The organism is Caulobacter sp. 10L414 (genome assembly GCF_056395525.1).
Window position 1 is genome coordinate 25,254 of sequence record NZ_JBFTJR010000010.1, and the last position, 12,347, is coordinate 37,600.

10 protein-coding genes are annotated in these 12,347 nt (G+C 69.5%); 4 read left to right on the forward strand and 6 right to left on the reverse strand.

Going from position 1 to position 12,347, the window contains the following annotated elements:
* Nucleotides 1–141: 141 nt before the first annotated feature.
* The 6 genes from AC1DCG_RS05470 to AC1DCG_RS05495 all read right to left on the reverse strand — a co-directional run bounded on the left by AC1DCG_RS05470 (nt 142) and on the right by AC1DCG_RS05495 (nt 8,182).
* Nucleotides 142–612 (reverse strand): Lrp/AsnC family transcriptional regulator, encoded by a 471-nt coding sequence (locus tag AC1DCG_RS05470; RefSeq protein WP_165259002.1) that lies wholly within the window; start codon nt 610–612, stop codon nt 142–144.
* A 165-nt stretch (nt 613–777) separates the two neighbouring features.
* Complete coding sequence (gene ftsZ / locus AC1DCG_RS05475; RefSeq protein ID WP_165259004.1) at nt 778–2,331, reverse strand: cell division protein FtsZ; 1,554 nt, start codon at nt 2,329–2,331, stop codon at nt 778–780.
* 430 nt (nt 2,332–2,761) lie between these two features.
* Nucleotides 2,762–4,087, reverse strand: coding sequence for a cell division protein FtsA (ftsA, locus tag AC1DCG_RS05480; protein WP_165259379.1), 1,326 nt, complete (start codon nt 4,085–4,087; stop codon nt 2,762–2,764).
* A 33-nt stretch (nt 4,088–4,120) separates the two neighbouring features.
* Nucleotides 4,121–5,026: a cell division protein FtsQ gene (gene ftsQ, locus AC1DCG_RS05485; protein WP_477029809.1), complete on the reverse strand. Its 906-nt coding sequence runs from the start codon at nt 5,024–5,026 to the stop codon at nt 4,121–4,123.
* Nucleotides 5,027–5,586: 560 nt separating this feature from the next.
* Nucleotides 5,587–6,987: a M20/M25/M40 family metallo-hydrolase gene (locus AC1DCG_RS05490; protein ID WP_477036545.1), complete on the reverse strand. Its 1,401-nt coding sequence runs from the start codon at nt 6,985–6,987 to the stop codon at nt 5,587–5,589.
* A gap of 112 nt (nt 6,988–7,099) precedes the next feature.
* Entirely contained in the window at nt 7,100–8,182 is a 1,083-nt protein-coding gene (locus AC1DCG_RS05495) for a serine hydrolase domain-containing protein (protein ID WP_477029811.1), read from the reverse strand.
* A 148-nt stretch (nt 8,183–8,330) separates the two neighbouring features.
* Here AC1DCG_RS05495 and AC1DCG_RS05500 point away from each other — a divergent pair, with 148 nt between their 5' ends.
* The 4 genes from AC1DCG_RS05500 to lptC all read left to right on the forward strand — a co-directional run bounded on the left by AC1DCG_RS05500 (nt 8,331) and on the right by lptC (nt 12,341).
* Nucleotides 8,331–8,993 carry a TetR/AcrR family transcriptional regulator gene (locus AC1DCG_RS05500; RefSeq protein ID WP_477029812.1) on the forward strand — a complete coding sequence of 221 codons (663 nt, stop codon included), beginning with the start codon at nt 8,331–8,333 and terminating at the stop codon, nt 8,991–8,993.
* A 219-nt stretch (nt 8,994–9,212) separates the two neighbouring features.
* Nucleotides 9,213–10,487: a D-arabinono-1,4-lactone oxidase gene (locus AC1DCG_RS05505; RefSeq protein ID WP_477036546.1), complete on the forward strand. Its 1,275-nt coding sequence runs from the start codon at nt 9,213–9,215 to the stop codon at nt 10,485–10,487.
* A gap of 3 nt (nt 10,488–10,490) precedes the next feature.
* On the forward strand, nt 10,491–11,639 hold the full coding sequence (locus AC1DCG_RS05510) for a DSD1 family PLP-dependent enzyme (RefSeq protein WP_477029814.1): 1,149 nt from the start codon (nt 10,491–10,493) through the stop codon (nt 11,637–11,639).
* Between the two features lie 87 nt (nt 11,640–11,726).
* Nucleotides 11,727–12,341, forward strand: coding sequence for an LPS export ABC transporter periplasmic protein LptC (gene lptC, locus AC1DCG_RS05515; RefSeq protein ID WP_477029815.1), 615 nt, complete (start codon nt 11,727–11,729; stop codon nt 12,339–12,341).
* The last annotated feature ends 6 nt before the right edge of the window (nt 12,342–12,347 follow it).

Consider the following 12,347-nt stretch of genomic DNA (forward strand, 5'->3'; position numbering starts at 1 on the left):
AGACGCGTTGTGGCGATTATGACCGGCCAGACGGGCACGCGGGTCATTTTATGACCCGATAGAGCATCACCTGAGCCTCCAAGGCCGCACTGCAAACACCTCTCCCGTGGGGAGAGGTTTCTGTTGTTGGGGAGAAGGCCGCTACTCCAGATAATCCAGCGGCAGCGCCGTAGAGTCCTTGATCGTCTCCAGGACGAAGCTCGACTGGATGTCCTTCACCGCCGGCATCTTCAGCAGGCGCTTCATCGTGAACTCGGCATAGGCGTCGAGGTTGGGGGCCACCACCCGCAGCAGGTAGTCGTAGCTGCCGGTCATGGCGTGGCAGCCCACCACCAGGGGCTCACGCAGGATCGCCTCCTTGAAGGCCTCGGCGGCGGCCTCGTTGTGGCGATCGACGGCGACCTCGACATAGGCCAGAAGGTCCAGCCTCGCCTTGCGGCGATCCAGCACCGCCACATAGCCGCTGATCAGGCCCGCGGCCTCCAGCTGCTTGACCCGGCGCAGGCACGGGCTGGGCGACAGGCCCACGCGCTCGGCGAGCTCAACGTTCGTGACCCCGCTGTCGCGCTGCAGCACGTCGAGGATCTTCTTGTCGGTGCGGGTGAGCTTCATCGTGACCGGAAAGGGTGGCTTTCCGGCAGCATATGACGATTTGGCTGCGCGATCCTCCCCCAGAAGGGGGAGGATAAAAAGCAAAACGCCCGGGACCAGAGGGACCCGGGCGCTTCGACTTACGCGGTACGCTTACTGTTACGCTTACTGGTACTAACTCGGTGTTCAGTTGGCCAGGCGACGCAGGAACGACGGGATCTCCAGATCCTCGCCGTCGTCGGCCTGGGGCGGATCGATCGGCTGCAGTTGCGGGCGGGCCGAACCGGTCTGGCGGGCCTGCGGCTGCGGGGCCGGCTCGTAGCGCTGCTGGCGACCGCCGCCGAACAGGCTCATCCAGCCGCCGCTCTTTTGCTGACGGCGATCCTCGTAGTGATCGCTGTACAGCGGCTCGTCGTCGGCTTCGGCGACCATCGGGTCGACGATGCGGGTGACGCGCGGCGCGGGGGCCGGCTCATAGACCGGTTCCGGCTCGTAGGCGGCTTCCGGCTGGGCGTAGAGGTCGGCCTGGGCGTGCGGCTGCGGGGCCGGCTCGTAGGCCGGTTCCGGATAGGCCGTGGCGGTCGGGCGCTCGATCGGACGGGCCTCGTAGCGCGAACCCGGGCGGATTTCCGGCTGGGCCGGAGCCTGGGCGACCGGCTGCGGGGCCGGGGCGGGTTGCGGAGCCGGTTGCGGGGCGGGACGCGAGGTCTCGGCCAGCAGCGGCGCGGCGTGGGTGTTGCGGGCGGCCGGCTTGGGCTCGATCTGCTGGATCGAGGCGCCGTCCATGCCGGTGGCGACCACCGACACGCGGATCACGCCGTCCAGCGAAGGGTCGAAGGCCGCGCCGAAGATGATGTTGGCTTCCGCGTCGACCTGGTCGGAGATCGCGTTGGCGGCCTCGTCCACTTCGAGCAGGGTCATGTCCATGCCGCCGGTCACGTTGACCAGCACGGCCTTGGCGCCCTTCAGCGACACTTCGTCGAGCAGCGGGTTGGCGATGGCGTTCTGGGCGGCCATCAGGGCGCGGTCTTCGCCGGTGCCCTCGCCGGTGCCCATCATCGCCTTGCCCATCTCGGTCATGACCGTGCGGACGTCGGCGAAGTCGAGGTTGATCAGGCCCGGCAGCACCATCAGGTCGGTGATCGAGCGGACGCCCGAGTGCAGCACCTGGTCGGCCATGCCGAAGGCTTCGGCGAAGGTCGTGCGTTCGTTGGCGACGCGGAACAGGTTCTGGTTCGGGATGACGATCAGGGTGTCGACGTAGCGCTGCAGCTCCTGGATGCCGGCGTCAGCCAGGCGCATGCGGTGACGGCCTTCGAAGTGGAAGGGCTTGGTCACCACGCCGACGGTCAGGATACCGCGTTCACGGGCGCACTTGGCGATGATCGGGGCCGCGCCGGTGCCGGTGCCGCCGCCCATGCCGGCGGTGATGAACACCATGTGAGCGCCTTCCAGGTGCTCGCCGATCTCGGGGAAGCTCTCTTCGGCGGCGCTCATGCCCACTTCGGGGTGCGCACCGGCGCCCAGGCCCTGCGTGATCTGCACGCCGAGCTGGATGCGACGGTCGGTCTTGGCGAACTGGAGCTGCTGGGCGTCCGTGTTGGCGACGACGAACTCAACACCTTCGAGGCCCGCCTCGATCATGTTGTTCACGGCGTTGCCGCCCGCGCCGCCAACGCCGAAGACCACGATGCGCGGCTTCAGCTCGGTGGTGCGCGGCGCCGAAAGAGAAATAGCCATGGGGACCCTCGCGTCCTTACGCCGAATTCGCCAAATCAACCGACCGCAAGTCGGTAACGCCTCGACGATCGGGTTAACAGAACAACCACCATCGTTAACTGGCGGTTAAAGCCATAATCTGAGTCGGCTGCAGGTCGATCCCGCTTACAGGGAAAAAAGCGAGTTATCCAAAGGAATTGCTTGGAACTCCTTGGTTTCCAAGCTGGGCCGGAACCCCTGTGCGGCGGAACGCCGCTGGCCTGTTTTTCGCGTCGAACCCCTCGGATTCGGGGGCGCGAAACTACACTGTTTGGCCATTCAGGCACTTAGAAAGTTAAACGACAGGGTTAATTCACCCATCGGGCGAGCCGGGTGATTTGCCCCGAGCATACGAAAACGCCCCGCCCTTTCGGGCGAGGCGCTGGTCGATTTCCCGCTTCGGGACGAGCGATTAGAGGTTGTCGCGTAGCCAGGCGGCGGCCTTGGCCACCGGCGAGGCGTTGGGGTCCATCGGACGCTTGCGCACCTGCCCGCCGCTGAGGGCCTTGGGCGAGACCACCTCGCGCGGACCGAAGGCCGTGCGATGCAGGACGCCGGCGGCGGCGCAGAAGGCCGGTCCCGAGGCCGCGTCGGCCAGGTGCGGCACCCGGCGCGGACGGCCCAGGCGCACCGGGCGGTCGAACACCCGCACGGCCACTTCGCGCACCCCGGCCAGCTGGCTGGCGCCGCCGGTCAGCACGATGCCCGCGCCCGGCTCCACAGGCGCGCCCGAGGCCTTCAGGCGCTCGCGCAGCAGCTCCAGGGTCTCTTCGACGCGCGGCTGGATGATGCCCTTCAGCAGGGACCGGGGCGCGATCACCGGACCCGCGCCCGGATCATCGCCCCGCGGCGGGGCCTCGATCATCTCGCGGTCCTCGTTGGCCGAGGCGATGGCGCTGCCGTGCAGGGTCTTGATGCGCTCGGCGCCGGCGACCGAAGTCTGCAGGCCGCGGGCGATGTCCTGCGTGACGTGCCCGCCGCCGACAGCCAGGCTATCGACGTGGCACAGGGCGCCGTTGTTGAACACGGCCACCGAGGTCGAGCCGCCGCCCATGTCGATGCAGACGGCGCCGAGATCCATCTCGTCCTCTTCCAGGGCCGCCAGGGCCGAGGCGAAGGGCGCGGCGACGATGCCTTCGAACGACAGGTGGGCGCGTTCGACGCAGTGGGCCAGGGTGTGGAAGATGTTCTCGTTGACCGAGACGACCAGCAATTCCAGGCCCAGCGAGCGGCCGAACATGGCGCGCGGGTCGCGGATGCCCTTCTGGCCGTCGACCGACCAGGCGATCGGCAGCAGGTGGATCGGCTTGCGGCCCGGCAGGCGCACCTGGGCCAGCGCCGAGGAGATGGCGCGCGACAGGTCGCCGTCCGCGATCGGACGCGCGCCCAGCGAAACCTGGGTGTGGACGCGATGGCTGGCCAGTTGGCCGCCCGCGGTGCAGACGCTGACGCCCTGGACGCTGACGCCGGCGACCGTCTCGGCGCGCTCCACGGCTTGCGCGATGGCCTGGGCGGCCTCGTCCAGATTGACGATCGCCCCGCCGCGCACGCCGCGCGACTGCACGTAGCCGACCCCGGCGGTCGTCAGGGTGCGGTTGTCGCGGTGGACGCCGTCCGCCTTCATGATGAAGCACGTGACTTTCGACGCCCCCAGGTCCACGGCCGCGACCGCGGGCTGACGCACGAGCGTCGCCTTCAGGCCGTCACGGGCCTGTCTCCGGTCCTCAAGTCGCGACATGGTCAGGGTCACCTCAGTCCATCGTTTCCGTTCTTACGCCCCGTTGGCCACGGGCTGCCCGGGCAGCACGGAGTCTCGGGGCCGGACCGCCACCATCTCGGGATCGCGCAGGTCGATGCGCGCGAAGCCGAGATCGAGGATGCGTTGCCGCTGGTCCAGTTGATCCAATTGAATCAACGCGGATTCTTCGTCAATGGCCGGCAGCTGGATCAGCGAGCCGTCCTTCAGTCGGAGGTCCCAGCGGCGGTCGTCGACGCGCACCAGCGCTTCGAGACGATCACGCAGGCGCGGCCGGGCGTTGACCGCCGGCAGGATGTTCCCCGCGGCCTGGTCGGCGCCCTGCCCCACCACCAGCGGCAGGTGCGGGAAGCGCGCGGCGTCGGCCTCGCGGATGATGCGGCCCTCGGCGTCGATCACCTTCAGGCGCCCCGAGTGCTGCCACACGGCCAGGGCCGGGCGCTCCTCGACGGCRATCATCACAGTGTCGGGCAGCAGGCGGACCACCTTGGCCGACTTCACCCAGCCCACGCCTTCGACGCGGCTCTTCAGGTCCACCAGGTCCATACCCAGCGTCGGCTGGTCCTGGTAGAGGCCGCTGGCCTTCAGGATGTCGGCCTGGGCCGTTGCCGAGGCGCCGGTGACGTGCACGGCCTTCAGCTTGAAGCCCAGGTTGGCGAACTCGCCGTCGACGCCATGGACCATGGCCTGGCCCAGGCGCTCGGCGCGGTGGCCGGTGGCCAGGGTGACGACCAGGGCGAGCGCCAGCGCGCCGCCGGCGACGCCTAGGGCCAGGGTCGGCGACACGCCGACACCGCCGCGCGCGGCATGCAGCTTCCCCGCCGGCTGTTGCTGAGCCGGTCGAGCCTTGTTCGGACTTGCGGGCGCTTCGGCCCGGGGGCGCGCTGGCTTGCGCGGTCCCCCCCGCACTGCCGCGGGCATAAGCGTCCTCCACCATCAGACACTAAAAAACGGAACCCTTGAGCGCCTCTCCGATCCCGACCATCGTTCGACGACGGGGCGGGTTCGGGCAAAGCGCCTACGGAGGCGTAGAAAGGCCTGAAGGTCGTTAATGCCGGGATAACGAAGAGGCCGCCGCGTTACGGCTCGGCAACCAAGGCGTGCGCCATTTCGGGACAGCCGTTAACCCATCGCCGCCTTGCGCCGTCAGGGTTTGCAGCGCGTTTTCCCTGTCGCGCCGGGGCTTTGGGGCGGCGATGATGCGGCGCCGCAAATCTGTGGATGAGCACATAAAGTATGAACGGCCGCGCTTCGCGACCTTTTGACTCACCCAAGGGTCGCGGCGACGCGCCGCACGCGCGGGGAGTGTTTCAGCTTCGCTCGTCATCCCGGCCGAAGCGAAGCGTAGAGCCGGGACCCAGGGGCCACCGCTATGCGTCGGCGACCGCTGGGCGCCCAGCCCAACCGCAAAGCCCAGCCCCCTGGGTCCCGGATAGCCGCTGCGCGGCTTCCGGGATGACGATGAGAGGGAAGAGGAAAGGCTAGTGCCCCGCCTGCGCCGGCGCGGCCGCACCGAGGGCGCGGAAGTCGATGTCGCTGTCGGCCACCAGATAGATGAAGCTCGTCCAGGCGGCGACGTTCTGGGCCAGCTGGATCGGATCCACCTTGTCCAGGGTGTCGTCGGCGGTGTGGTGGTAGTCGAAGTAGCGGCTGGCGTCCTGGTTGAGGTTCACCACCGGCACGCCCGCGCCCTCGATCCCGCCGATGTCGGCCCCGCCGTGGGCGGCCGGATTGCGGTCGAAATAGATCTTCAGCGGGCTGAGCGTCTGGATCGCCGCCTTCATGGCCGGGTGGCCTTCCGACCCCTTGGGCAGCTGCAGGCTGTAGATGCGGTCGGCGCCCGTGTCGCTCTCGCCGGCCAGGACCAGCTTTTCGAGGCTGGACTTGTTGGCGGCCAGGAAGGCGTCGGACGAACCGCCGCTCTCCTCCGAGCCCCACATCACCACGCGGATGGTGCGCTTGGGGTGCTTGGGCAGCTCGCCGATCAGCTTGGCCGCGGCCGTGGTGATGGCGATGCCGGCCGCGTCGTCGAAGGCGCCGGTGCCGACATCCCAGCTGTCGAGGTGGCCGCCGATGACGATCACCTCGTCAGGCTTTTCCGAGCCCTTGATGTCGGCCGAGATGTTCCAAGCCACGTCGCCGGCGTCGAGGGTCGAGGCCAGCTTCAGCTTGATGCGCAGCGGGCCCTTCTTGGCCAGGCGCTCCAGCTGCTCGGCCTCCGGCACGCCCAGGGCGGCGGCGGGGATGGTGACGACGTCGGCGCCGTTGGTGGTCACGCCCGTGTGCGGCACGGTCGAGCTGGACGTCGAGACCGAGCGGATCAGCAGGGCCACGGCCCCACGCTTGGCGGCCTCGACCGGACCGGCGCGGCGCGAGATGCCGGCGATCCCGTAGCCGGCGCCGTCCTGGGCGCGGACCATCGGCTGGGTGATGACGACGATCTTGCCCTTGATGGCGGCGGCCGGCGCGGCGACCATCTCGGCGTAGGTGGAGAACAGCGCCACCTCGGCCTCGATCCCCTCGGCCGGCGTCGGGATGGTGCGGCCCAGGCCCACGATCGACAGCTTCATCGGATAGGGAGCGACCAGTTCGGCGCTCTCTTCGCCGCGCGTCCACGACGGCTTGGCGAACTGGTCGACCTTGATGTTGGTGAAGCCCAGCGCCTTGAACTTGGCCACGCCCCAATCCTTGGCGCGCTCCATGCCCGGCGAGCCGACCAGGCGCGGGCCGATGTTGGTGGTCAGGTCCTCGGTGATGTCCCAGGCCAGGCGATCGTTCAGGGCCTTGTCGCGCAGCGCCTCTGCGGTCTTGACGTCTTGAGCGTGAGCGGCGCCCGCCAGCAGGGCGGAAGCGGCGACGGCGGTCAGCAGGCTGCGGATCATGAGCAGGATTCTCCCCTAAGAGGCAGCTGTCATAGCACTGCTCTCCCGGTGGAGAACCCCGCCCGGCGCCCACTTTTGTCAGCAGGCGGCAGGTGAAGCGAAATTCGCCCCGTCAGGCCCTGGGCGCGGCGCCCAGCAGCTTGTCGGCGAACAGATCGAGCGCCTTCTGCGACAGGTCGGTGTTGTTGAGGATCACCACCGTGTCGCCGGTGTCTAGCCGGTGACCCAGCACCGAGCGGTAGCCGGCCGTGCGCCCGGTCTCCCACCCCGCCAGCCTGACCTGGCCGTCGATGGTCAGGCTGCGCACCCGGCCGCCCAGCGCATAGTCCTGCTCGGGCACGAGGATCGTCGTCATGGCCTTGCGCGAGGCGTCCGAAAGGAACGGCGTGTCGAAGACGAGGTGCGCCGCGACCAGCAGGTCGTCGGCCGTGCTGAAATAACCCCCGCCCGCCGCCATCACCGCCAGCCGGGCGTTCTCGCGTCGCGCCAGGGGCGGCCCCGCATAGTAGGACGCCGCCACGCCGGCCTCGGCGTCGATGCGGCCCGCGCGGGTGTGGCTCATCTTCAGCGGCGCGGTGACCAGCTCCTCGACCACCGCCTGGAACGGCTTGCCCGTCGCCGCCTCGACGATGGCGGTGACCATGAACCAGTTGGTCAGGGCATAGTCGAACCTGCTCCCCGGCGGAAACAGCGGATCGCCCTGGCAGAACAGGCTCACCGCCTGCGCCGCCGACACCTCGCGCTTCAGCACCTCCGGATCGGCCTTGAGCGCGGGCATGAAGCCGTTGGGAACGCCGCTGGTGTTGGACAGCAGGTGCGTCAGGGTCACAGTCTTGCCGGTGTCGGCCCGCTGGTCGGGCAGCCAGGTCGCGATCGGCGCGTCGAGCGAGAGCTTGCCCTGTTCGGCCAGGCGCAGCACCGCGATCGTGGTCAGCCACTTCGAGATCGAGGCGATCGCATAGACCGTGTCACGGGTCGCCGGCCTGTTCGCCTCGATGTCCGCCATGCCGAAGGCGCGCGCATAGGAGGCCCTGCCCTTGCGCCCGATCATCACCACGCCCTGGAACTTCTGCTCGGCGACGAAGGCGTCGACCACGGGATTGTCGGCGCCCAGCGTGGCCGGCGCGGCCAGGGACAGGCCGGGCGCGGCGCACAGCGCGCCTGCGGCGGCGAACAGGCCGCGTCGGTCGATCATCGGAAAACTCCCCACAAACCGCCGCCCCAGCGATGGCGGCGACCCTGGCCCAGGCTCGCGGCCAAGTCCCGTTAAGCTTTGGCAATGAGCGAACATTGGCATTCGACGAGAAGCGCTCTAGGTCTGGAGGCGACTTCAGGAGACCCCGATGCCCAAGCCGACGGTCGAACCGGCCGCCGACATCCCGCTCGACGCCAAGCTGCGGCCGACCCAGGCCCGCGCCCAGGACACCTACGAGGTGGTGCTGGCCACCGCCGGCGAGCTGCTGATCGAGTCCGGCTTCGAGCAGCTGACCACCAACGGCATCTGCAAGCGCGCGGGCCTCACCCCGCCGGCCCTCTATCGCTACTTCCCCAACAAGTACGCGATCCTGAAAGAGCTCGGCGACCGGCTGATGCGGCTGCAGGACGACGCGGTGTTCGCCTGGATGGAGGCCGGCGGCCTGGAGGGCGAAACGGCGTCCGAGCGCGTCGCCAAGACCGCCGCCCTGCTGACCGACGTCATCGACATGACCCGCCGCTTTCCCGGCGGCGCGGCCATCGGGCGGGCCCTGCGAGCCGTGCCGATGCTGCAGCAGCTGCGCTTCGCCTCGCGCGACATGGTCGCCGGCCAGTTCGGCGAGGTGCTGGCCGCGCGCTTCCCCACGGTCCCGGCGGCGCGGATCCGCACGGCCACCCGCATGATGGTCGAGCTGACCTACGCCGCCACCGAGATGGCCGTCGAGGAGCCGGGGCAGGACGCGACCGCCCTGGCCGAAGAGATCGGCCGGCTGTTCGACTGCTATTTCGAGACGTTCGACGCGGAGCTTTGAGATCCTCCCCCGCTGGGGGAGGTGGCCKAGAGGGCCGGAGGGGGGCCGTTTTCAGCTTCCGCTGAAGAGGCCGGTTTCGCAGCCACTCCCCTCTCCGTCGGCTTCGCCGACACCTCTCCCTTCAGGGAGAGGGTCTCTCGCCGCGAAGACCCGCATAACACCGGCTTGCAATAACGATAGTTTTTACTATCGTCAGTCCATCGCAGCGGGGGAGCGCCGATGGAGGGCTGGAAGAACTGGTCGGGCAGCGTCGTGGCGACGCCCAGCAGGATAGCCCGGCCTCGCACGGTCGACGAACTGTCGCGCCTGGTCGCCGAGGCCGACAAGGTCCGCGTCGTCGGCGCCGGCCACTCCTTCATGCCGCTGTGCGAGACGAGCGGCCTGCTGCTGGACCTGTCTGACCTGGAAGGCGCGGTCGAGATCGCGCCCGACCGCAAGACCGTCTGGGCGCCCGCCGGCTGGAGCCTCAAGCGCCTGACCGCCACCCTGTGGGCCGAGGGCCTGTCGCTGATCAATCAGGGCGACATCAATCCCCAGTCCCTGGCCGGCGCTACGGCCACCGGCACTCACGGCACCGGCGCGGAGCTCGGCAGCCTGTCGACCCAGGCCTGCGGCTTTCGGCTGATGACCGCCGACGGCCGGCTGGTCGAATGCGGCCCCGACCTCGAGCCCGAACTCTACCAGGCCCAGCGCGTCTCGCTGGGCCTGCTGGGCGTGGCCGTCGCCATCCGCATCAACGTCGTCCCCGCCTACCACCTGGAAGAGCGCGTCAGCCGCATGCCGCTGGCCCAGGTCATCGAGCGCTTCGACGACCTGGCCGCCGCCACGCGCCACATGGAGTTCTGGGTCTTTCCCTACAGCGACGACGTCATCTTCAAGACCCTGCACCCCGTCCCGGCCGACGCCGCCGACGAGACCCTGGGCAAGAGCGGCGAAGGCGACGAGGACACCTTCCGCACGATCTGCGACCTGTGCGCCGCCCTGCCCGTCCTGACCGCGCCGCTGCAGAAGCTGATGATGAAGGTCGCCGGCAAGCCCGCCCGCCGCGCCGGCCCGGCCTTCGAGGTCTTCCCCTCCGAGCGCAACGTCCGCTTCGAGGAGATGGAGTACGAGATGCCGCGCGCCGCCGGCCTGCCCACGCTGCGGGCGGCCATGGCCCACATCCGCAAGCGCCGCCTGCCCATCACCTTCCCGTTCGAGTTCCGCCTCGTGGCCGGCGACGACATCTGGATGAGCCCGTTCAACATCGGCGCGGGCGCCTCGATCTCGTTCCACCAGTACGCCAAGATGCCCTGGCGACCGGCCTTCGCCGAGATGGAGGCCGTGCTGGCCGACAGCGGCGGTCGACCGCACTGGGCCAAGCGCCATACCCTGACCCTCGCGGGCGTCCATCGCCTCTATCCCCGCGCCGGCGACTTTCTGCGAGTGCGCCAGGCCTGGGATCCGACCGCCAAGTTCGCCAACGCCCACCTGAGCCAGCTGTTCGGAATCTGATCCATGACCGACATCGCCCTGCACGCCGGCCTCGTCGGCCAGCCCGGTTCCCGCGAACTGCTGAACACGCCGGTCCTAGTGGTCGACCGGACGGCCCTTGAGGCCAACATCGCGACCATGGCCGCCTTCGCCGCGGGCAAGGGCCTGAAGCTTCGCCCCCACGCCAAGACCCACAAGAGCGCCGACATCGCCCGCCTGCAGCTGGCGGCCGGCGCCGCAGGCCTGTGCTGCGCCAAGATCGGCGAGGCCGAGGCCCTGGCGGCGCAAGGGGTCTCGACCGGCCTGCTGATCACCTCGCCGGTGGTCTCGGCGCCCGCCGTCGCCCGCCTGGCCGCCCTGAACCTCTCGACCACCGGCCTGAAGGTCGTCGTCGACCATCCCGACAACGTCGCCGCCCTGGGCGCGGCGGCCGACGCGAGCGGCAAGCCGCTTGAGGTGCTGATCGACCTCGATCCCGGCATCCACCGCACCGGCGTGGCCTCGCCGCAGGCCGCCGTCGCGCTGTTCGAGGCGATCAAGAGCGAGCCCGCCCTGACCTATGCGGGCCTGCAATGCTATTGCGGCGTGCAGCAGCACATCGAGGCCTTCGACGTCCGCAAGACGGCGCTGGAGGATCGCGGGGCCTACATCCGCGAAGTCATCGACGCCCTGACCGCCGCCGGCGGCGCGCCGCCGATCGTCAGCGGCTCGGGCACCGGCTCGCACCGCATCGACGCCGAGCTTTCGATCTTCACCGAGCTGCAGGTCGGCTCCTACGTGTTCATGGACGACCAGTACCTGGCCTGCGACCTGGCGGGCGAAGGCGCGGACGCCAGCCCCTACCGGCGCTCGCTGTTCATCGACGCCCGCGTGGTCAGCGCCAACAGCCCGGGCATGGTCACGGTCGACGCCGGCTTCAAGGCGATGTCGACCGACGCCGATCCGCCCCAGGTCGTGGTCGGCGCCCCGGAAGGCTCGCGCTACTTCTTCATGGGCGACGAGCACGGCGCGCTGGTCCCGTCGTCCGGCTCGCCTCCGCCTCTCGGCGCGCGGGTGACGCTGGCCGCGCCGCACTGCGACCCGACCGTGAACCTCTACGACGCCTATCACGTGGTCGAGGGCGACACCCTGGTCGCCGTCTGGCCGGTGACGGCGCGCGGACGGTCGCGGTAACAGCCCGCCCTCGTCTTCAGAAAAACCGCTTTGGCGTCGGGCGCGTTGAAGACTATCCATGGCGTCCGTTCTGGATCGTCCGCCCGCATGACCACCGCCGCCCTTTCCGTCGCTCCCGCCAAGAAGCCTCGCCGCAACCGGCGTCGGCGCTCGGCGCGCTGGGCGCGCGCGGGCCTGCTGGTGCTGGCGGTCGGCATTTCGGGCGCGGTGATCGGGCAGACGACGTTCCGCATGCTCGACGCCCGCAACGCCGCCAGGGCCCAGACCGCCGCGCCGCTGGCGATGGACAATCCGCGCTTCACCGGCGCCATGCGCGACGGCCGCGCCTTCCTGATCACCGCTCGCCGCGCCGAGCGCGACGCTGCCGATCCCAACAAGGTCAAGCTGGTCGAGCCGACCCTGGTGCGCGGCTACGGCGCGCCCGACGCCAGCAAGGTCACGTCCAAGGACGGGATCTACCAGGAGGCCCAGAACCTGCTGGTGCTGACCAAGGACGTGAAGATCGACAACGGCCAGGGCTATCAGTTCGCTTCGCAGGAAGCCCGCATCGACACCAAGACCGGCGAGGTCGTCGGCGGCGCGCCGGTTTCCGGCGCCGGTCCGCGCGGCAATGTCAGCGCCGACAGCTACAGCGTCAGCGACAAGGGCGATCGCGTGGTCTTCAAGGGTCGCGTCCGCACCCGCGTCCAGCCCACCAACTAGGCCACG